Genomic DNA, 19982 nt, shown 5'->3' with positions numbered 1-19982 from the left:
GAGACCGAGGGCTACTGACCGGCGCCGGCTCGCGGCGTACCGCCTGCAAGCGGCTGCATCATGTCCTTGGCGACGTCCTCGATGCGTCGGCGCTGCGCGCGTGCTGTCTTGCGCAACATTTCGAAGGCCGGCTGGCGGTCTATCCGCAGACGCTCCATCAGGATGCCGACGGCGATGCTGATCTCGCGCCGCTCGTCGAGGGCGCGCTGCAGGTGCTGGCCGGTACTGCGCAGCTGGCGCAGCTCTTCCGAGCGCGCCAGTGCGGTGCGCAGCGTGGGCAGCAGCTGTTCGACGTCGAGCGGCTTGACCAGATAGGCCAGCGCACCGCGCTCGATGGCGCTGCGCACCCGACCCGGGTCGCCAAAGGCGGTCAGGAAGATCAGCGGCAGGCTGTGGTGCTCGCGCAGCACCGCCGCGAACTCGAGCCCGGTCATGCCCGGCAGCTTCTCGTCGAGGATGACCAGATCGATGCGCGTCGTCCCGAGCAGCGCCAGCGCCTCTTCGGCCGAGCGCGCGACATGGACGCCGTAGCCGTGAGCGCGCAGCCCGTCGCCCAGCGTGGCTGCGTTCAGCCGGTCGTCCTCAACCAGCAGCAGTTGCGGGCTGGTGTCGTCGTATGTGTGCATGGTCGCGGGTCTCGTCAAACGTAATGATGGGTGGCCGCAGCGCGAGGCGCGTCAATACGCGTCCCGGCTGCTGGCGAAAATCCAGTGTGGCGTGCTCGGTCGGCAGCAGTGCGGCCAGCAGTTCGAGGCCCTGGCCGAGGCCGCGGCGTGCGGCGAAATCGAAGCCGGGCGGCAGCTCGCCACCGTTGCCGATGACGATGAGTGCGCCGTCGTCGTCCGTGGACAGTTCGACGTCCACGCCGGCGTCGCGGTCGACCTGCCGGTGCTTGACCGCATTCATCAGCAGTTCGTTGAGCACGATGGCCAGCGGCACCGCTTCGCTGTCGGCCAGACGCAGTTCGAAGGCGCTGAGGTCGCGCACGTCGAGCTTCACCCGGGCGTCGAACAGGCCTTCGATGCTGCCGGCAATCATGCGCAGGAATTCGCCGAGCTGGACCGGGGCGCCGGCCTGACTGCCCTGCAGCTCGTGGATGACGGCGATCGATCGAACCTGGCTGATGGCGCCGGTCAGCGCATGGGCGAGCGCCGGGTGTTGTCCGGCGCAGCGACGCAGCAGTCCGACCACGCCCTGCAGGCTGTTCTTGATGCGGTGGTGCGCCTCACGCACCAGCGTTTCGCGCTGCCGCTCGGCCTGCGCCAGCCGGTGAGCCTCGGCTTCCTTGCGCGCCGTGATGTCCTCGGCGACACCGGCCACGCGTGCATGGCCGTCCTGCGCCTGCCACGGAAAGGCGCGGCAGTGCAGCCAGCGCAGGCCGCCGTTGCGGTCGGCGACGCGCACCTCGACTTGCGCTACCTCGCCCTGCGCCTGAGCGGCGAGAAAGGCTTCGAAACGCGATCGGTCGGGTGGTGCCACCGCTTGTGCCCAGCCGTTCAGATCGCCCGGGTGCTCGCCGTTCGGCAGTGCGCTGATGTCCGAAAAGGCCGGGCTGGCGTAGTACAGCGCACGCGTGTGCGGATCGCTGACCCAGAAGATTTCGCGGATGTGTTCGGCCAGCAGATAGAAGCGCTCCTGCGCTGCACGCAGTGCGGCCTCGGCCTGCTTGCGTTCGCGGATGTCGCGCACGACCGCGATGACCGCGGGCCCGCCGGCGAACTCGATGCGCGAGCCGACGACTTCGACCGCGACCGTTTCACCGTCACGGGTGAGCGCCACGCCATCGAGGTAACGCGTGCTGCGCTTGATCGCCAGTTCGTCGAAACAGGCCTGTACGCGCATCTCCTCGGACGGCGGGTAGAGCATGGATACATGCTTGCCGGCGACTTCGGCGGGGCGGTAGCCCAGCAGTTCGCTCGCCGCGCCGTTCATGTGCATGATCATGCCGCGCGGCGTCATCAGTAGCAGCGCGTCGGCGATGCCCTCGAACAGATCCGGGGAGGCGGGGATGCCTATGGCATCAGCGTCGCGCTCACTCTTCCCCGGTCGCGTGCCCGCGACCTCGCCGCCCGGAAGGCCCGGTGCGGGTGCTGCTGGGAATGCAAATTCGCGAACCATCGTGGTGCGCCCCCCTGGCTGCGCCTGTGTTGCCGTACTCGAAAGCTTCGCGCTGGGGCCGGGCGCTGGGCGTACGCAAATCCGTTGCCACCAGATGCGTGGCTGTTCTCAATTCAAGTTTAGCGCAAGCACGGCGGCGGATTCGGGCCACGAAATGCTTTGCTGCGGCCATTTGTAACGATCGGGTTCCGGAGCGGACGGGAAAACGATAAGCGCGCCTGCTGGCGAGGGCTGCGACCGCGAAGGGAGGCGATCACGCGTCGGCGCCAAAGGCGGTGTGCATGCCCAGAGGGGGCGGAAAACAGCGTGGCGGCGGCCGGGGTTGCCCCGCGCGAAATGCCGGAGCAACGCCGGGTCAGCCGCTCCAGAATCGGGCGCTCAGCACCAGCGCCCACACCAGGAGCAGGTTGAGCAGAGAAACCATGACGGCGGCCGAGCCGATGTCCTTGGCGCGCTTGGCCAGAGCGTGGTTCTCCAGCGAAATGCGGTCGACGGTGGCTTCGACCGCGGAATTGAGCAGTTCGACGATCAGCACCAGCAGCACCGAGAACACCATCAGCGCGCGTTCGACGCCGCTGTTGCCGAGCCACAGCGCGAGCGGCAGCAGCAGCACGGCGGCGATCACCTCCTGGCGGAAGGCGTCTTCGTGACGGAAGGCAGCACCCAGACCTTCGGCCGAGTAGCGGGTGGCATTGAGCAGGCGGCGCAGGCCGGTCTTGCCCTTGAACGGACTTTCTTGCATCGGCTCAGCGTAGTGCGGGAATGTTGCAGGGCGCCGACCGGCGCCCTGCGGAGGTACTTACTTCAGCGCGGCCAGTGCGGCGGCGTAGTCGGGTTCCTGCTTGATCTCCGGCACCAGTTCGGCGTGCAGCACGGTGTCGTCGGCGTCGAGCACCAGCACGGCGCGCGCGGTCAGGCCGGCCAGCGGGCCGTCAATGATCTCGACGCCGTAATTGGCCATGAACTCGCGGCCGCGCAGCGTCGACAGCGATTGCACGTTCTGCAGGCCTTCCGTTTCGCAGAAGCGCTTCATCGCGAAGGGCAGGTCGGCGGAAATGACCAGCACGACGGTGTTGGCGATGTTGCCGGCCTGTTCGTTGAACTTGCGGGTCGAGGTTTGGCACACCGGGGTGTCCAGGCTGGGCACGATGTTGAGCACCTTGCGCTTGCCGGCGAGGCTGGCCAGCGACACGTCGGCCAGGTCGGTGCCGACCAGCGTGAAGGCGGGCGCCTTGGTGCCCTTGGCCGGGAAGTGACCGGCGAGGTGGATGGGGTTGCCGGCGAGCGTGACGGTCTGGGTCATGGGTATTCCTCCTTGTGCGTGGCGCTGCGAGGGGCCCGATCGGTTGATCAGGGATAGAAGACGTAGAGGCGGTAGCCGCCGGCGTTGGTGTCGGTCGGGTCGACCAGCACGCTGACCGCCTGTTCCGATGCGGCTGCGAATTCGCTGCCCTGGCGGTCGGCCGGCAGGTAGTCGGCAGGCGCGAGCACGCGGCGCACGATGGGCCGGTCGCTGGTGTCGGTCAGACTCAGTTCGAGGTGCGGCCAGTCCTGCGCGTGCGTGGCGCCGTTGCGCAGCAGCGCATTCAGGCGCAGCAGCGGTGCGCGTTCGGTGTCCGGATTCAGTTCCGATGATTCGATGCTGATCAGGTCGGCGCGACGCGGCGCTGGCAGCGTGCAGCCGAGGCGGGCGCAGGCCTGCTCGAACAGCGGCTTGAGCGCCGGTTGGGCGATCAGCAGTTCGGTGCGGAACAGATAGGCAAGCTGGGCGGCGGCCAGCAGCAAGAGCAGCAGGATGCCTGCGCTCCACAGCGTCGTCTTCAGCGCGCCGCGGCGAGGCGTCTGGTCTTCGCCATACAGTTCGCGGCGGATGCGCTGTACCGCCGGGTCGCGCACCGGTTCGAGCGCCGGCGGCGGGTCGAGCAGGGGATCGCGCGCGGACGTCGCGGGCGCGGCGACGATGTCGTCGTCGGGTGCCGGCGCGGCTTCGAGTTCGACGATGTCCAGCGGCTGCGTGACGTCCGGATCGGGCTCGGGCGCCGCCTCGCCTGCAGCGGTCACGCCGGGATGGTCGTCGACGGGGGCTTCGTTTTCGGCGGCGGCCTCGGCGGCTTCTGCCGGCGCCGTGTCGTCGGCGCGCGTCTGCCAGTAGTCGGTGGTGCGTTCGACCAGCGCTTCCATGCTGTCGCCGGGCTGCGGCGAGGGCGGCGCGTCGGCGCTGCCGACGTCGAGGTCCAGCCGTTCGGTGGTGACGGCGGCCGGGTCGTCCGCCAGCAGTTCGATGTCCGGTTCTGCAGCGAAGGTCAGCGTGGCATGGCTGTGTTCGGGTTCGTCCGCGACCGGCGCTGCGTTCTCGATGTCGGTGGCGGCGGGCGGCGGTGCGAGGTCTGCGGCGGCGGGTGCCGGCGTGTCACCGCTTTTCGGGAGCGGCACGTCCACCATTGCGTCGACAGCGTCGAACACCGTGTGGCAGCGGCCGCAGCGCACGCGGCCTTCGCGTGCCCGGAGCTGCACCGTGTCGACGCGGAAGACGGTGGCGCAGGCCGGGCAGCGGGACAGCATCAGACGCGCGTCCCGGTCATCAGCACCCAGCCTTCCCGCTCGCCGGCAACCTCCAGTTCGAAGGCCGGGCGGTAGGCGGCGCGCACCATGTCGGTCTGCGCGGCGAGGATGCCGGACAGCGCGATGCGACCACCGCTGCGCGTGAGACCGCACAGCAGCGGCGCCAGCACGGTGAGCGGGTTGGCCAGGATGTTGGCCACCACGACGTCGGCCGTGTGGTCGATGTTTTCGCGCGAATGCAGCAGTTCCAGCGTGGCACCGTTGCGCTCGGCGTTGTAGCGGGCGGCGTCCATCGCGTGCGGGTCGATGTCGGTGCCGGTCACGCGCGCGGCACCGAGCTTGGCGGCGGCGAGCGCGAGGATGCCGGAGCCGCAGCCGTAGTCGATCACCGTTTCGCCGCCGCGGATGACTGAATCCAGCCATTCGAGGCAGAGCCGGGTGGTCGGGTGCGAGCCGGTGCCGAAGGCCATGCCCGGGTCGAGCGTGATGTTGATCGCCGCAGGATCGGGCTGGTCATGCCAGGACGGCACGATCCACAGACGCTTCGATACCGGGATGGGCTCGAACTGGGCCTGCGTGATGCGCACCCAGTTCTGCTCGTCCAGCCGCGAGGTCGTGTAAGGGGGCGGCGCTGTCAGGCCGGCCTGTTCGGCCGCTTCCGCCATCGCGGTCGCGTAGTCGGCGTCGCGGTCGAACAGCGCGTGGATGCGCGAATGCGGCCACAGCTCGACGGCGACCGGCATGCCGGGTTCGCCGAACTGCGGCTTCTCGTCCGGCGTGCCGGCGTCGGCGTCCTCGATGTCGACCGACAATGCGCCCGCTTCGAGCAGCGCGTCCGACAGTGCCTCGGCGTTGGCCGAGTCGGCCAGCAGCGTGACGGTGATCCAGCCGCCCGCCTGCTGCTCGCCCGGCTGTTCGCGCGATTCGCTCATTTGACCTTGGCCGCTTCCTGCGCTGCGAGCTTCTGCTCGAGGTAGTGGATGCTGGTGCCGCCGTCCATGAAGCGGGTGTCGTGCATCAGTTCCTGGTGCAGCGGGATATTGGTCTTGATGCCGCTGACGATCATTTCCGACAGCGCGATGCGCATGCGGCGGATCGCCTGGTCGCGCGTGTCACCGTAGGTGATCACCTTGCCTATCATCGAGTCGTAGTGCGGCGGCACGGTGTAGCCCTGATACACGTGCGAATCGACGCGCACGCCGGGGCCACCCGGCGGGTGATAGCCGGTGATCTTGCCCGGGCTGGGCGTGAACTTGTACGGGTCTTCGGCGTTGATGCGGCATTCCAGCGCGTGGCCGGTCAGCTTGATGTCGCGCTGCTTGAAGCGCAGTTTTTCGCCGGCGGCGACGCGGATCTGCTCCTGCACCAGGTCGATGCCGGTGATCAGTTCGGTCACCGGGTGCTCGACCTGGATGCGGGTGTTCATTTCGATGAAATAGAACTCGCCGTTCTCGTACAGGAACTCGAAGGTGCCGGCGCCGCGGTAGTTGATGCGGCGGCAGGCCTCGGCACAGCGCTCGCCGACGCGGGCGATCAGCCGTGCCGGAACACCCGGTGCCGGTGCTTCCTCGATGATCTTCTGGTGGCGGCGCTGCATGGAGCAGTCGCGCTCGCCCAGATAGACGGCGTTGCCGTGTGCGTCGGCCAGCACCTGGATTTCGATATGGCGCGGGTTCTCGAGGAACTTCTCCATGTACACGGCGGGGTTGTTGAACGCCGCACCGGCTTCTGCACGGGTCATCTGCACCGCGTTGATCAGCGCTGCCTCGGTGTGCACGGTACGCATGCCGCGTCCGCCGCCGCCGCCGGCCGCCTTGATGATGACCGGGTAGCCTATGCCACGCGCGATGCGGACGATTTCCTTCGGGTCGTCGCCGAGCGCGCCTTCGGAGCCGGGTACGCAGGGTACGCCGGCCGCCTTCATCGCGTCCTTGGCCGACACCTTGTCACCCATCAGCGTGATGGTTTCCGGGCGCGGACCGATGAACACGAAGCCGCTGCGCTCGACGCGTTCGGCGAAATCCGCGTTCTCGGACAGGAAGCCGTAACCGGGGTGGATGGCTTCGGCATCGGTCACTTCGGCGGCCGAAATGATGGCGGGGATATTCAGGTAGGACTGGCCGGACGGCGCCGGGCCGATACAGACCGACTCGTCGGCCAGTCTGACGTACTTCGCCTCGGTGTCGGCTTCGGAGTGCACCGCCACGGTGCGGATGCCCAGCTCGCGGCAGGCGCGCAGGATGCGCAGCGCAATCTCGCCACGGTTCGCGATCAGAATTTTTCCGAACATGGGGTGGTCGCTCAGCCGATGATGAACAGCGGCTGGCCGTATTCGACCGGCTGGCCGTTCTCGACCAGGATGGCCTTCACGACACCGGCGGCGTCGGACTCGATTTCGTTCATCAGCTTCATCGCCTCGATGATGCACAGCGTTTCACCGATCGCCACCGACTGGCCGACATCGACGAAGGCCTTGCCGCCTGGCGACGACGATCGGTAGAAGCTGCCGACCATCGGCGACTTCACGACATGGCCTTCCGGCAGCGCAGCTTCGGCCGGTGCGGCAGGCGCGGCGGCGGCCGGAGCGGGTGCTGCGGCGACCGGCGCGGGCGCCGCAACGTAGGTGGCCTGGGCGGCCGGCGCCGGCAGATGCTTGGCGATCCGCACCTTTTCCTCGCCCTCGGTCACTTCCAGCTCGGAAATGCCCGATTCCTGGACGAGGTCGATCAGCTTCTTGAGTTTGCGCAAATCCATGGTGTATCCCCGCGTAAGCCGGCCTTCGTTGTGCCGGCGAGTGTTTATTTTCTGGTGTCGAGCCGCCGCAGCGCGAATTCGAGCGCGGCTTCGTAACCGTAGGCGCCCAGACCGCACACTACGCCAACCGCGATATCCGACAGATAGGAGTGATGCCGGAATGCTTCGCGTGCATGCACGTTGGACAGGTGCACCTCGACGAACGGAATGGCGACCGCAGCCAGCGCGTCACGTATGGCCACACTGGTGTGCGTGTAGGCGGCCGGGTTGATCAGGATGAAATCGACGCTCTCGCTCCGGGCAGCCTGGATGCGGCCGACCAGATCGCCTTCGTGATTGCTCTGGAAACATTCGAGCGATACGCCGGCAGCAAGCGCATTCACCTTCAGCTTCGCGTCGATGTCGGCGAGCGTCAGGTGACCGTAGATTTCGGGTTCCCGCGTGCCCAGAAGATTCAGATTGGGCCCGTGCAGCACGAGGATGCGACGGGTGTTGGGGGTCGCATCCTGCGCCGCCGGCTGCGTGGCAGGTTTGGTCGCCTTGCGGCGCGTTGTTGGCTGCATGGCGGCAAGTTTGCCGGAATTCGCGTCAGATTGTCCAGCCGCGCCGGGTTCGGGCGCTCAGCGCAAGCGGGCAAGCAGGATGGCCTCCAGCTCCTCTTCCTTGTAGGTGCCCAGCTTGCGTTCGACGATCTTTCCGTCTGGCGAGAAGATGACGGTAAAGGGCATGGCCTGCGCCGCATTGCCGAGATCGGCCGACAGCTGGATGGCGTCCGAGCCGCCGATCAGCAACGGATAGGCGATGTTCTCTTCCTGCAGGTAACGGCGCACGTTGTCGGCGTTATCGATGCTGATGCCGACAAAATGCACGCCGCGATCACGGTACTTCTCGGCCAGGCGGGAAAAGGCCGGCATCTCTTCGCGGCAGGGCGGGCACCAGGTGGCCCAGAAATTCACCACCTGCAGTTTTCCACGCCAGGCGGAGAAAGGCATCGGCTGCCCGTTCGCGTCGGCCAGATTGAGCGCTTCGAGGCGCGCCGCATCGGTCATCGCGGTTTCGGTCAGCTGCGGTTGCCGGCTCTGGCCGAACCACACCCCGGCTACGCCGGCCGTGGCGACCACCGCGGCGATCAGGCCGCGGCGCATCCAAGCATTCATTCCGTTTCCTCTTCCTTGTCCAGCAATGCGCGCAGCGATTCGGCGCGCAGGCGTTCGCGTCCGCGAGAGCGTTCCAGACCGGCCGGATAGACCGCGAGTTCAACCGGCAGGTCGTCCCAGTCGAACAGCAGCGTGGTTTCCGGGCTGTTGCGGTCCGGGCGGCGTGGGTCGCGCGAGTCGAAATCGACGCCGTTGTTGAGCAGGAAGAGCTCGACTTCCTTGGCACTGTCGGCGAACACCTGCAGCTCGATCGCGGTGAAGCGCCCGGCCGTGCCGTCGACCACGCCGCCGGTCGCGTACGGCTTGAAGCGGTCCAGTTCGACCATCAGCTCCAGCGTGGCGTTACGCAGCGTGCGCAGCTGTTCGGGCTGCTCGTCGGCGAAGTAGATGGCCTGGTAGTCGCGCACCGCCTCCTCGATCTCGGCATTGGTGGGCAATTCCTCGTTCGGACCGACGCCGAGCTGGCGGGCGGCCTTGCGTTTGGCCAGGCCGTAGTCGCGGATGCCTTCTTCCGCGATCAGTCGCGCCGCGGCACTGGCGATCTGGCGTCTGATGTTGCTGGGGCGCATGTCGGGTGCTGCAGGGAAAGGAGGGGCGGGTTGATAGAATCCGCGACCATTCTGTCACATCGACCCACCATGCACATTCACATCCTCGGCATCTGCGGCACCTTCATGGGCGGCATCGCCGCGCTGGCGCGCGAAGCGGGTCACCGTGTCACCGGCTGCGACGCGAACGTCTATCCGCCGATGAGCACGCAGCTCGAACAGCTCGGCATCGAGTTGATCGAGGGCTACGATCCTGCTCAGACAGCGCTGGCGCCCGATGTGTTCGTGGTGGGCAACGCGGTGTCGCGCGGTAATCCACTGCTCGAGGAAATCCTCGACCGCGGCCTGCCATACGTATCAGGACCGCAGTGGCTGGCGGAGAACGTGCTGGCCGGCCGCTGGGTGCTGGCGGTGGCCGGTACGCACGGCAAGACGACGACCACTTCGATGCTGGCCTGGATGCTGGAAGCGGCCGGCCTGAAACCCGGCTTCCTGATCGGCGGCGTGCCGCAGAACTTCGGTGTTTCGGCGCGTCTGGGTGATGCGCCGTTCTTCGTCATCGAGGCCGATGAGTACGACACCGCCTTCTGCGACAAGCGCTCGAAGTTCGTGCACTACCGCCCGCGGACCGCGATCCTGAACAACCTTGAGTTCGATCACGCCGACATCTTCCCGGATCTGGCGGCGATCGAGACGCAGTTCCATCATCTTGTGCGCACCATGCCGCGTCTTGGCCGCATCGTGGCCAACGGCGGCGAGGCATCGCTGAAACGCGTGCTGGCGCGCGGCGCATGGAGCGAGGTCGAGTGGTTCAACGACGCAGCCGGCTGGCGCGTCGAGTCGACCGGCGAGGCGCTGGCGGTGGTCGGGCCGGCGGGCGAGCGCGCGACCGGGCGTCTTGCGATGCCCGGCATGCACAACGCGAACAACGCACTGGCCGCCATGCTGGCAGCGCGGCACGCCGGTGTGCGGCCGGAGCAGGCGCTGGCCTCGCTCGGTGAATTCGTCGGCATCCGGCGCCGGCTCGAACGCGTCGGCGAGGCCGGTGGCGTCACCGTCTACGACGACTTCGCCCATCATCCGACGGCCATCGACGAAACGATACGCGCGCTGCGTTCGGTGGTGGGTGGGGCGCGCATCGTTGCGGTGATCGAACCGCGCTCCAACACGATGAAGCTCGGCGTCATGAAGGCACGCCTGCCCGATGCGCTCGCAGAGGCCGACGTGTGCTACTGCCTCGGCGGCCCCGCCCTGGGCTGGGATGCGGCCGAGGCGCTGGCACCGCTGGGTGAACGGGTCAATGTCGCGTCGTCGGTGGAGGAGCTGCTCGATGCGCTCGCCGGCGGCGTGAAAGCTGGCGACCACGTGCTGGTGATGAGCAACGGCGGCTTTGGCGGCGTGCATCGTCGCCTGCTTGATCGCCTTGCCGGCAGGGTCTGAAGGCACCCGCTTGGTGCGGGGCAATATTGATAAGGATCAATACCCGTGCTAGCTTATGCCTGTTAAGCGGCCTGCAGAAGCCGTGTCAGGGGGAGATAACACTTCCGGGGCAGTTCAGTGTCCGCAGTGCTCAGCCAATCCAACGAGTTCAGCATCGTTGCGCGCCGCAACTGTTCGATGTCGCCGCGCGCACTTCTGGCCTTCTTCCTGGTCACGGCTGTGTTGTCTCTACTGATCGCGATGGCGTGGGCCATGGCTGGTGTCTGGTGGGTACTCCCGTTCGCGGGCGTCGAAATCGGGGCGCTGGGCACTGCCTTCATCGCTTTCGGCAGGCGTGTAGGTGATTTCGAACGCATCCATCTCGACGACAGCCGGTTGGTCGTGGAGGTCTGCGAACGGGATCGTGTCTGCAGACATGAGTTTGTGCCCGCATGGGCAAAGGTCGAAACGCGCAGGGTCGGCCTGGGTTCCGAGGTAGTCGTGCGGTGCCGCGACCAGCAGGTCGTGGTGGGGCGGTATCTGGACGAGGGCGGCCGCGAGTTGCTGGTGCGGGAGCTGTCGGCTAGATTGCGGGAAAGACGGTTTTAAGACCGCGGTTTCAGAATCAATCACAACATATATCTGGGGTTGCAATATGGCGCTAACAAGAGGTGGCTCGTCCATCGCCCGCAGGGCGTGGGCCGGGATGGGGTTGTTTCTGCTTGCTGGGCTCGCCCAGGCGGAAATGAAGCTCAATCTGCAGGAGCCGATCACCGAACTGGGTCAGAAGGTGTATGACCTCCACCTGCTGATGACCATTGTCTGTGGCGTCATTTTCGTGGCCGTTTTCGGCGTGATGTTCTGGTCGGTGTTCGTGCACCGCAAGTCGGCCGGCCACAAGGCGGCGACCTTCCATGAAAGCACCACCGTTGAAATCCTGTGGACCATCGTTCCGGTCTTCATCCTGCTTGGCATGGCCTGGCCTGCCACGAAGACCATCCTCGCGATGCGTGACACCAGCAACCCCGACATCACGATCAAGGCCACCGGCTATCAGTGGAAGTGGGGCTACGATTACCTGAAGGGCGACGGTGAAGGCATCAGCTTCACCAGCAACCTGTCGACGCCGCAGCCGCAGATCCGCAACGAGGCGGCCAAGGGCACCGATTACCTGCTCGAAGTCGACAACGAGCTGGTCGTGCCGGTCGGCAAGAAGGTGCGCATCCTGACGACGGCGAACGACGTCATCCACGCATGGTGGGTGCCGGCGCTGGCAGTCAAGCAGGACGCGATTCCCGGCTTCATCCGCGATACCTGGTTCCGTGCCGAGAAGACCGGTACGTTCCGCGGTCAGTGCGCCGAACTGTGCGGCAAGGATCACGGCTACATGCCCATCGTCGTCAAGGTGGTGACCGAGGACGAATACGCGGCGTGGGTCGACAAGAAGAAGGCCGAGCTCGCCGCTGCGGCTGACGACCCGAACAAGATGTACACCGTCGAGGAACTGAGCCCGCGTGGTGCCAAGGTGTTTGCCGCCAACTGCGCCGCCTGTCATCAGGCCAATGGCCAGGGCCTGCCGCCGGCCTTCCCCGCGCTCGACGGCTCGAAGGTCGTGCTTGGCGCGCAGGACGCGCAGATCAATCTGGTGATGAACGGCAAGTCGGGTACTGCGATGGCCGCGTTCAAGCACCTGAGCGACACCGATCTGGCTGCCGTGCTGACCTACACGCGCAACAGCTGGAGCAATGCGACGGGCGAGGTCATCCAACCGTCGGACATCAAGATGGCCCGCGAAGAGTAAGCGGCTCTCTGAACGTTCAGTCACTTTCTAGATTTCCAGGAGATACACATGGCTGCGATTCCGGGCGGTGCCGACCACTCGCACGATCATTCGCATGATCACCACCCCAGCGGACTGATGCGCTGGGTGACCACCACCAATCACAAGGACATCGGCTCGATGTACCTGTGGTTCTCGTTCGCAATGTTCATCGTCGGCGGCATCATGGCGCTGGTGATCCGCGCCGAGCTGTTCCAGCCGGGCCTGCAGGTGGTCGATCCCGACCGCTTCAACCAGATGACGACGCTGCACGGTCTCATCATGGTGTTCGGCGCCATCATGCCGGCCTTCGTCGGCTTCGCGAACTGGATGATCCCGCTGATGATCGGCGCATCCGACATGGCGTTCGCGCGCATGAACAACTGGTCGTTCTGGCTGCTGCCGCCGGCCGCCATCCTGCTGACGACCTCGCTGCTGGTTCCGGGCGGTGCCGCCGCATCGGGCTGGACGCTGTATCCGCCGCTGACCATCCAGATGGGCATCGGCATGGACATGGCGATCTTCGCGGTCCACATCCTCGGCATTTCGTCGATCATGGGTTCGATCAACATCGTCACCACGATCCTGAACATGCGCGCGCCGGGCATGACGCTGATGAAGATGCCGCTGTTCTGCTGGACCTGGCTGATCACCGCCTATCTGGTCATCGCCGTGATGCCGGTTCTGGCCGGTGCGGTCACCATGATCCTGACCGACCGTCACTTCGGCACCAGCTTCTTCAACGCTGCCGGTGGTGGTGACCCGGTGCTGTACCAGCACATCTTCTGGTTCTTCGGTCACCCCGAGGTGTACATCATCGCGATCCCGGCCTTCGGCGTCGTGTCGCAGGTGATTCCGGCCTTCTCGCGCAAGCCGCTGTTCGGCTACGCGTCGATGGTGTACGCGACCTCGTCGATCGCCATCCTGTCCTTCATCGTGTGGGCGCACCACATGTATACGGTGGGCATGCCGGTGGCCGGTCAGCTCTACTTCATGTTCGCCACCATGCTGATCGCCATCCCGACCGGCGTGAAGGTGTTCAACTGGGTGGCCACGATGTGGCGCGGCTCGCTGAGCTTCGAAACCCCGATGCTGTTCTCGATCGGCTTCCTCTTCCTCTTCACGCTGGGCGGTTTCTCCGGCCTGGTGCTGTCGATGACCGCGGTGGACGTGCAACTGCACGACAGCTACTACGTCGTCGCCCACTTCCACTACGTGATGGTGGCGGGTGCGCTGTTCTCGGCCTACGCCGGCGCCTACTACTGGCTGCCGAAGTGGACCGGTCACATGTACGACGAAAAGCTCGGCAAGCTGCACTTCTGGCTGTCGCTGATCTTCTTCAACATGACCTTCTTCGTGCAGCACTTCCTGGGTCTGGCCGGCATGCCGCGCCGTATTCCGGACTACTCGCTGCAGTTCGCCGAGTTCAACATGATTTCGTCGATCGGTGCCTTCGGTTTCGGCCTGTCGCAGCTGGTGTTCCTGGTTGTCGTGCTGAAGTGCATGAAGGGTGGCGAGAAGGCTTCGGCCAAGCCCTGGGACGGTGCTGAAGGCCTCGAATGGACGGTGCCGTCGCCGGCGCCGCACCACACCTTCGAAACCCCGCCGGTCTTCAAGTGAGTATTGGCGTGACCGAGATGGATGAGGCACTCCGCCGCCGCAACGTCCGCACGGCGTTGTGGCTGGCGGCCACCGCGGTGGCGGTGTTCGTGCTGTTTGTCGTGCGTTACGGGATGTCGGGTCAATGACCGAGCAAACCCGGGTTGCGGCCGGTTCAGAGCGCCGCAACCGTTCGACGCTGATGCGCCTGGTGGTGTCGGCTTTCCTGATGTTCGGCTTCGGCTACGCGCTGGTGCCGTTCTACGAAAAGCTGTGCCAGGTGCTCGACGTCAACAACCTGAACAAGCAGGACAACACGCTGCCGCTGAATACCCAGGTCGATCGTTCGCGTAACGTGACGGTCGAGTTCGATGCGAACCTGCACAAGCTGCCGTGGAATTTCAAACCGGTGACCGGCTCACTCGTGGTTCATCCGGGTGAGGTGGTGACGGTGGAGTACGAAGTTTCGAACACGCGCGGGAACGCCGTGACGGGACAGGCGATTCCCAGTTACACGCCGTCGGCGGCAATGCAGTACTTCCAGAAGCTCGACTGTTTCTGTTTCAAGCAGCAGACACTGGCAGCCGGAGAAACGCGACGCATGCCGATCGCCTTCCTCGTGTCGCCGGATCTGCCGAAGGACATCAACACGATCACGCTCTCCTACACCTTCTTCGAGGTGCCGGGGGCGACTGCAGCGACGACGCAGGACGGTCGCACGGGAGGCTGAAATGGCCGGGTTCGTGAAGGGTGTGGTGACAGTGCTTTCGGCCTTCGTCGGCATACGCCGCAAGGGCGATCACGACGCAGCGGTGTCATCGCTGACGCCGTTGCAAGTTATCATCACGGGCGTTGTGGCTGCAGCGCTGTTCGTGATTGCAGTGATCTTGGGTGTAAGAATTCTGATAAGCATCGCTTGAGAGAAACCGGGAAGGAAAAACATAAATGAGCTCGCATACGCCACAACAGGCCCCCTACTACTACGTACCTGCGCCATCGACCTACCCGATCACGGGTTCGATCGCGCTGTTCCTGTTTGCACTGGGTTCGGTGCTGACGATGAACAAGATCACCGGCGGCGGCTTCGTGCTGGGTGCGGGTGTGCTGGTCCTGTTCTACATGATGTATTCCTGGTTCGGCAAAGTTGCGCACGAATCCGAAGGCGGTCTGTACAGCAAGCGCGTGGGGGTTTCCTTCCGCTGGGCGATGGGCTGGTTCATCTTCTCTGAAGTGATGTTCTTCGCCGCCTTCTTCGGCGCACTGTTCTACGCTCGCGTGCTCGCCGTGCCCGATCTGGCCAGCCTCGAACATCAGGCGCTGCTGTGGCCGGAAGCGACAGCCATGTGGCCGAACGCGGGTCCGGGCTATGACGGCGGTCCGTTCACGCCGATGGGCGCCTGGGGCATCCCGGCGATCAACACGCTGCTGCTGCTGACCTCCGGCGTCACGCTGACCTGGGCGCACCATGGCCTGCTGCACAACAACCGCGGCCAGCTGAAGCTGGGTCTGTTCCTGACCATCGCGCTCGGCGTCGTGTTCCTCGGCTTCCAAGCCTACGAATACATGCACGCCTACTCGGACCTGAACGTCAAGATGACCACCGGCGTGTTCGGTTCCGTGTTCTACATGCTGACCGGCTTCCACGGCTTCCACGTGACGGTTGGTGCAACGATGCTTATCGTGATACTGTGCCGCGTCTTCGCTGGGCATTTCAGCCCGGAAAACCACTTCGGCTTCGAAGCGGTCGCGTGGTACTGGCATTTTGTCGACGTCGTCTGGCTGCTGCTGTTCGTCGTCGTGTACTGGATTTGATGTAAAGACGGGATCTGCGAGGAGGAGAGTGGGCCGGTAAGCAAAAAGAGCCCTTATAAAATAAACGCTCGGCGCCGCACATCGTGCGGCGCTTTTTTTCGTGGGTAGGGAGCGTTGAGGTAGGGGTTTCTCGGCGGCGGGGTGCCGCCGATGGTCAGAGCTTGCCGGTGATGAATCCGAAGCGGTAGCCGAGCATCAGGAAGATGAACAGCGCCATCGACAGGCCGACGCGGATGGCCAGCGAGCGCAGCATGCGGCTCGAGTTGCCGCTGTCGCGAAACAGGAAGAACAGCGCTGAACCGAGGCTGGCAATCACGGTCAGCAGCATGAATATCACGAGATAACGCATCAGGAAGAATCCTTAGTCCGGGTGGTCAGTGTACCTGCCGGGCGTCCGACAGCAATGTTCCAGTTCCATTTCGCCCGCCGTCGTTTTCGCATCCGTCTGTGGCCTGCGCTGGCCTGTCTGCTGGTGATCGGCGTCACGCTGTCAGCGGCGCGCTGGCAGACCGCCCGCGCGCATTACAAGCAGTCGCTGGCAGACGCTTACGCGACGCAGCAGCGGCAGCCGGCGCTGGACCTGGATCAGTGGGGTGACGAGGCGCCGCCCGAGTTCGCGCGCGCGAGCGTATCCGGTCGCTGGCGCAGCGAAGTGCTGATCTACGCTGACAATCAGGTCCGCGACGGACAGGCCGGCTTCCTGGTGCACATGCCGCTGTGTCAGACCGCGCAGCGCTGTGTGCTAGTTGCGCGCGGCTGGGTCCGGCACGGCGGGCGTCGAGACGTGTTGCCGCCGGTTTCATCGCCGACCGGGCTGCAAACCATCGAGGGTGTCGTCACGCGTGCGCAGCCGCGTTTCGTCGAGCTGTCGGGCGATTCGGTGCAGGGCGCCGTCTGGCAGAACGTCACGGTCGGCCGCGTGGCAAAGACGACCGGTCTGCAGCTCGCGCCCTTCATTCTCGTGCAGACCGGCGACGCCGCGGACGGTCTGAGGCGCGACGACGTGAAGCCGGAGTTCGGCGTCGAGAAGCACTGGATGTACGCCGCGCAGTGGTACGCGTTTGCGCTGGTCACGCTGGTATTCGGGCTCTATGCAGCCATGCAGAAAGAGGGAGAGAAGTCTTGAAAGGCAAGAAGGTCCTGATCGTGCTCGCGGCGATATGCGTGTTGCCGCTGCTCGCGTCCTACGCGATGTATTTCCTGTGGCGCCCCGACAGCACGGTGAACTACGGTCAGTTGCTGTCGCCGCGGGCGCTGCCGGCCGAGGCGCTGACCACGGTCGATGGCAAACCTTTCGACTTTGCGTCCATCAAGGGGCGCTGGACCCTGGTGCTGGCCGACGGCGGCGCCTGCGATGCGAAGTGCGAGGAGCTGCTCTATTACATCCGCCAGGTGCGCAAGGCGCAGGGCGAGCACCAGGAACGCATCGAGCGCGTCTGGCTGGTGACCGACGGTACGCAGCCCAAGGCGGAACTGCTGACCGCGATCGAAGGCATGCACGTGGTCAAGGCGGCCGGCAGTGCGACGTTGGGCGCGTTTGCCGGCGATGCGACGCATCCGCGCGCCATTCATCTGGTCGACCCGTTGGGACAGGTGATGATGCGTTACCCGGATGACCCCGATCCGAAGAAGATGATCAAGGATTTCCAACGTTTGATGAAGTACTCGAGGCTGGGCTGATGAAAACCTACCGCACGCTGTTGCTTGCAACGATTGCAATGACTTTCGCGCTGATCGTCCTCGGCGCCTACGTACGACTGTCCGACGCCGGCCTCGGCTGTCCGGACTGGCCGGGCTGTTACGGCCACGTCACGGTGATTCATGCGTCCGAGCACATCACTGCGGCGCAGGAAGCGAACCCTGAAGGTCCGGTCACCTTCGCCAAGGCGTGGAAGGAGATGATTCACCGCTACTTTGCGGGCATCGTCGGTCTGTTTATTCTGGCGATCGCTGCACTTGCCTGGCGTCATCGGCGTGAAGCCGGCGCCTCGCCGGTGCTGGCAACGGTGCTGGTCGGCGTGCTGTTTCTGCAGGCGATGTTCGGCAAGTGGACGGTGACCATGCTGCTCAAGCCGGCCATCGTGACCGGTCACCTGATCGGCGGGCTGACCGTGCTCACCCTGCTGGTATGGCTGTACGCCCGCACGCGTGGGCCGGCGGTACCGACCGTGTCGCCGGCGACGCGCGCGCTGGCGGTCGTTGCCTTTGTCGTGCTGGCGATGCAGATATCGCTGGGCGGCTGGGTCAGCACCAATTACGCGGCGCTCGCCTGTACCGACCTGCCGACCTGCCACGGCGAGTGGGTGCCCCAGATGGATATCCGCAACGGTTTCCACATCGTGCGCGAGCTGGGGCAGAGCGCCGACGGCGAAACGCTGACGATGGATGCGCTGACCGCCATTCACTGGATGCATCGCGTCGGTGCCATCGTTGCCGCACTGGTGATCGGTGCGCTGGGCTTCGCGCTGCGCGCTGCCGGTCACCGTCCGCTCGGCACGGCGCTGCTGGGTGTGCTCGCGCTGCAGATCATGCTCGGCCTCGCCAACGTGTGGTTCAGCCTGCCGCTGCCGCTGGCCGCTGCGCACAACGGTGGCGCTGCAGCATTGGTGATCCTCATGGTGCTGATAAACTACCGCGTCCGCGCCACGGCGCAGCAACGCGTTTCCGGAGTCCTAAATGAAAGCCCTGCGGCTTGATATCCAGCCCTTCTCGCTGAGGCTCGCGAATTACCTGCAGCTGACCAAGCCGCGCGTCGTGTCGCTGATCGTGTTCTGTGCGGTCATCGGCATGTTCCTGGCGGTGCCGGTCGGTCTGCCGGATTTCGGCATCGTTGCGGCGGCGACCGTCGGTATCGCCCTGGTCGCCGGTGCAGCCGCTGCGGTGAACTGCCTGGTCGAGCAGAAGATCGATGCCGTGATGGCGCGTACCCGCGCCCGCCCGCTGCCGCGTGGCGAGGTGAATTCGCTGGAAACGCTGGCATTCTCTGGCGTGGTCGGCGGCGCCGGACTGTCCATGCTGTACCACTGGGTGAATCCGCTCACCATGTGGCTGACGCTGGGCACCTTCATTGGTTACGCCATCATCTACACGGTGTTCCTGAAGCCGGCCACGCCGCAGAACATCGTGATCGGCGGCGCCTCCGGTGCGATGCCGCCGGTGCTTGGCTGGGCCGCGGTGACCGGCGAGGTGTCGGCCGACGCACTGCTGCTGTTCCTGATCATCTTCGCCTGGACGCCGCCGCATTTCTGGGCGCTGGCGCTGTACCGCACGCAGGAGTACGCCAAGGCGGGTCTGCCGATGTTGCCGGTGACGCACGGTGCCGAATACACGCGGCTGCAGGTGTTCCTGTACACCCTCATCCTGTTCGCGGTGACCATGCTGCCGTTCGCCTCGCGCATGAGCGGCTGGATCTACCTCGTGTCTGCGGTGGTGTTGTCCGGCATGTTCATCGTCTACGCCTGGCGCCTGATGCGCAATTACTCGGACGAACTGGCGAAGAAGACTTTCCGTTTCTCGCTGTGGCACCTGTCGCTGCTGTTCGCGGCCCTGCTGATCGACCACTACATTCCGCTATGAAGCGCCGTCTTTTCCTCGCCGCTCTGCTGTCGGCAGGGCTGGTGGGCTGTGCGCCGTCCGGGCCGACCTTCCACAGCGTGGATATCACCGGCGCCGACTATGGCAAGGGCTTTGCGCTGACCGACCACACCGGTGCTGCACGCACGCTGGCCGACTACAAGGGCAAGGCGGTCACGCTGTTCTTCGGCTTCACGCACTGTCCGGACGTCTGCCCGACCAGTCTGGCGACGATGAAGCAGGCACTGGCGCTGCTCGGGCCGGACGCCGCCAGGGTGCAGGTGCTGTTCGTCACGCTGGACCCGGAGCGCGATTCGACCGAACTGCTGGCCGCCTACGTACCGAAGTTCGATGCGTCCTTCGTCGGCCTGCGCGGCGACACGGCGGCCACCGCTGCGGTCGCGAAGGAATACAAGATCTTCTACCAGAAGGTGCCGGGCAGCACGCCGGACAGCTATACGCTGGATCACTCGGCGGGCACCTATGTGCATGACACTCAAGGGCGTCTGCGACTGTTCATCCGTCACGGCGAAACGCCGCAGAAGATCGCCGACGACCTGAAGGCGCTGCTGGCCCAGGGTTGATCTCAGTTGCTGAGGCCAACAAAAAAGCGACCCGCGG

25 protein-coding genes are annotated in these 19982 nt (G+C 65.3%); 13 read left to right on the top strand and 12 right to left on the bottom strand.

Features of this window, described 5'->3' with window-relative positions:
* Positions 1 to 11: 11 nt before the first annotated feature.
* The 11 genes from WJU27_RS13410 to WJU27_RS13360 form a co-directional block, all read right to left on the bottom strand.
* The gene (locus WJU27_RS13410; RefSeq protein ID WP_341422413.1) at positions 12 to 626 is read right to left on the bottom strand and encodes an ANTAR domain-containing response regulator; all 615 of its coding nucleotides are present in this window, start codon (positions 624 to 626) and stop codon (positions 12 to 14) included.
* The gene (locus WJU27_RS13405) at positions 583 to 2118 is read right to left on the bottom strand and encodes a sensor histidine kinase (RefSeq protein WP_341422412.1); all 1536 of its coding nucleotides are present in this window, start codon (positions 2116 to 2118) and stop codon (positions 583 to 585) included. The genes WJU27_RS13410 and WJU27_RS13405 overlap by 44 nt, the downstream gene beginning before the upstream one ends.
* Positions 2119 to 2473: 355 nt before the next feature.
* Entirely contained in the window at positions 2474 to 2860 is a 387-nt protein-coding gene (locus tag WJU27_RS13400) for a diacylglycerol kinase (protein ID WP_020163257.1), read from the bottom strand.
* 57 nt (positions 2861 to 2917) lie between these two features.
* On the bottom strand, positions 2918 to 3421 hold the full coding sequence (tpx, locus tag WJU27_RS13395) for a thiol peroxidase (RefSeq protein WP_341422411.1): 504 nt from the start codon (positions 3419 to 3421) through the stop codon (positions 2918 to 2920).
* Positions 3422 to 3468: 47 nt separating this feature from the next.
* Complete coding sequence (locus WJU27_RS13390) at positions 3469 to 4680, bottom strand: DUF3426 domain-containing protein (protein ID WP_341422410.1); 1212 nt, start codon at positions 4678 to 4680, stop codon at positions 3469 to 3471.
* Positions 4680 to 5612: a 50S ribosomal protein L11 methyltransferase gene (gene prmA, locus WJU27_RS13385; RefSeq protein ID WP_341422408.1), complete on the bottom strand. Its 933-nt coding sequence runs from the start codon at positions 5610 to 5612 to the stop codon at positions 4680 to 4682. Before prmA ends, WJU27_RS13390 begins: the two co-directional genes overlap by 1 nt.
* Positions 5609 to 6970 carry an acetyl-CoA carboxylase biotin carboxylase subunit gene (gene accC / locus WJU27_RS13380; RefSeq protein ID WP_019915469.1) on the bottom strand — a complete coding sequence of 454 codons (1362 nt, stop codon included), beginning with the start codon at positions 6968 to 6970 and terminating at the stop codon, positions 5609 to 5611. Before accC ends, prmA begins: the two co-directional genes overlap by 4 nt.
* 11 nt (positions 6971 to 6981) lie before the next feature.
* Entirely contained in the window at positions 6982 to 7434 is a 453-nt protein-coding gene (accB, locus tag WJU27_RS13375) for an acetyl-CoA carboxylase biotin carboxyl carrier protein (RefSeq protein ID WP_020163261.1), read from the bottom strand.
* A 44-nt stretch (positions 7435 to 7478) separates the two neighbouring features.
* The gene (gene aroQ, locus WJU27_RS13370) at positions 7479 to 7997 is read right to left on the bottom strand and encodes a type II 3-dehydroquinate dehydratase (RefSeq protein ID WP_020163262.1); all 519 of its coding nucleotides are present in this window, start codon (positions 7995 to 7997) and stop codon (positions 7479 to 7481) included.
* A gap of 57 nt (positions 7998 to 8054) precedes the next feature.
* Positions 8055 to 8591, bottom strand: a complete 537-nt coding sequence (locus WJU27_RS13365) for a TlpA family protein disulfide reductase (RefSeq protein ID WP_341422407.1) — start codon at positions 8589 to 8591, stop codon at positions 8055 to 8057.
* On the bottom strand, positions 8588 to 9160 hold the full coding sequence (locus WJU27_RS13360; RefSeq protein WP_020163264.1) for a hypothetical protein: 573 nt from the start codon (positions 9158 to 9160) through the stop codon (positions 8588 to 8590). The genes WJU27_RS13365 and WJU27_RS13360 overlap by 4 nt, the downstream gene beginning before the upstream one ends.
* Positions 9161 to 9229: 69 nt before the next feature.
* Between WJU27_RS13360 and mpl the strand changes: the two genes are divergently transcribed.
* From mpl to WJU27_RS13320, 8 genes are all read left to right on the top strand, one after another.
* Positions 9230 to 10579 carry a UDP-N-acetylmuramate:L-alanyl-gamma-D-glutamyl-meso-diaminopimelate ligase gene (gene mpl, locus WJU27_RS13355; protein ID WP_341422406.1) on the top strand — a complete coding sequence of 450 codons (1350 nt, stop codon included), beginning with the start codon at positions 9230 to 9232 and terminating at the stop codon, positions 10577 to 10579.
* A gap of 117 nt (positions 10580 to 10696) precedes the next feature.
* Positions 10697 to 11167 (top strand): DUF2244 domain-containing protein, encoded by a 471-nt coding sequence (locus WJU27_RS13350; protein ID WP_341422405.1) that lies wholly within the window; start codon positions 10697 to 10699, stop codon positions 11165 to 11167.
* Between the two features lie 136 nt (positions 11168 to 11303).
* Entirely contained in the window at positions 11304 to 12359 is a 1056-nt protein-coding gene (gene coxB / locus WJU27_RS13345; RefSeq protein ID WP_341422404.1) for a cytochrome c oxidase subunit II, read from the top strand.
* 48 nt (positions 12360 to 12407) lie between these two features.
* Positions 12408 to 13997: a cytochrome c oxidase subunit I gene (gene ctaD / locus WJU27_RS13340; RefSeq protein WP_341422402.1), complete on the top strand. Its 1590-nt coding sequence runs from the start codon at positions 12408 to 12410 to the stop codon at positions 13995 to 13997.
* Between the two features lie 17 nt (positions 13998 to 14014).
* On the top strand, positions 14015 to 14125 hold the full coding sequence (locus WJU27_RS13335) for a cytochrome oxidase small assembly protein (RefSeq protein ID WP_304005564.1): 111 nt from the start codon (positions 14015 to 14017) through the stop codon (positions 14123 to 14125).
* Positions 14122 to 14706, top strand: a complete 585-nt coding sequence (locus WJU27_RS13330) for a cytochrome c oxidase assembly protein (RefSeq protein ID WP_341422401.1) — start codon at positions 14122 to 14124, stop codon at positions 14704 to 14706. The genes WJU27_RS13335 and WJU27_RS13330 overlap by 4 nt, the downstream gene beginning before the upstream one ends.
* Position 14707: 1 nt before the next feature.
* On the top strand, positions 14708 to 14896 hold the full coding sequence (locus WJU27_RS13325; RefSeq protein WP_019915458.1) for a DUF2970 domain-containing protein: 189 nt from the start codon (positions 14708 to 14710) through the stop codon (positions 14894 to 14896).
* 25 nt (positions 14897 to 14921) lie between these two features.
* On the top strand, positions 14922 to 15788 hold the full coding sequence (locus WJU27_RS13320) for a cytochrome c oxidase subunit 3 (RefSeq protein WP_019915457.1): 867 nt from the start codon (positions 14922 to 14924) through the stop codon (positions 15786 to 15788).
* Positions 15789 to 15942: 154 nt separating this feature from the next.
* On the opposite strand, the gene WJU27_RS13315 is transcribed toward WJU27_RS13320, so the two are convergent.
* Entirely contained in the window at positions 15943 to 16137 is a 195-nt protein-coding gene (locus WJU27_RS13315) for a twin transmembrane helix small protein (RefSeq protein ID WP_019915456.1), read from the bottom strand.
* A 54-nt stretch (positions 16138 to 16191) separates the two neighbouring features.
* Here WJU27_RS13315 and WJU27_RS13310 point away from each other — a divergent pair, with 54 nt between their 5' ends.
* The 5 genes from WJU27_RS13310 to WJU27_RS13290 are packed head-to-tail and all read left to right on the top strand — an operon-like array spanning position 16192 to position 19945.
* Complete coding sequence (locus WJU27_RS13310; protein WP_341422400.1) at positions 16192 to 16914, top strand: SURF1 family protein; 723 nt, start codon at positions 16192 to 16194, stop codon at positions 16912 to 16914.
* Complete coding sequence (locus WJU27_RS13305; protein ID WP_304005393.1) at positions 16911 to 17468, top strand: hypothetical protein; 558 nt, start codon at positions 16911 to 16913, stop codon at positions 17466 to 17468. The genes WJU27_RS13310 and WJU27_RS13305 overlap by 4 nt, the downstream gene beginning before the upstream one ends.
* Entirely contained in the window at positions 17468 to 18484 is a 1017-nt protein-coding gene (locus WJU27_RS13300; RefSeq protein ID WP_341422399.1) for a COX15/CtaA family protein, read from the top strand. Before WJU27_RS13305 ends, WJU27_RS13300 begins: the two co-directional genes overlap by 1 nt.
* On the top strand, positions 18465 to 19364 hold the full coding sequence (gene cyoE, locus WJU27_RS13295) for a heme o synthase (protein WP_341422398.1): 900 nt from the start codon (positions 18465 to 18467) through the stop codon (positions 19362 to 19364). The genes WJU27_RS13300 and cyoE overlap by 20 nt, the downstream gene beginning before the upstream one ends.
* Positions 19361 to 19945, top strand: coding sequence for an SCO family protein (locus WJU27_RS13290; protein WP_341422397.1), 585 nt, complete (start codon positions 19361 to 19363; stop codon positions 19943 to 19945). The genes cyoE and WJU27_RS13290 overlap by 4 nt, the downstream gene beginning before the upstream one ends.
* Positions 19946 to 19982: the final 37 nt, after the last annotated feature.

This window comes from Methyloversatilis sp. NSM2 (genome assembly GCF_038066675.1).
GTDB lineage: Bacteria > Pseudomonadota > Gammaproteobacteria > Burkholderiales > Rhodocyclaceae > Methyloversatilis > Methyloversatilis discipulorum_A.
Note: the sequence above shows the minus strand (reverse complement) of the source record. Positions and strands in the feature narration are given on the sequence as shown.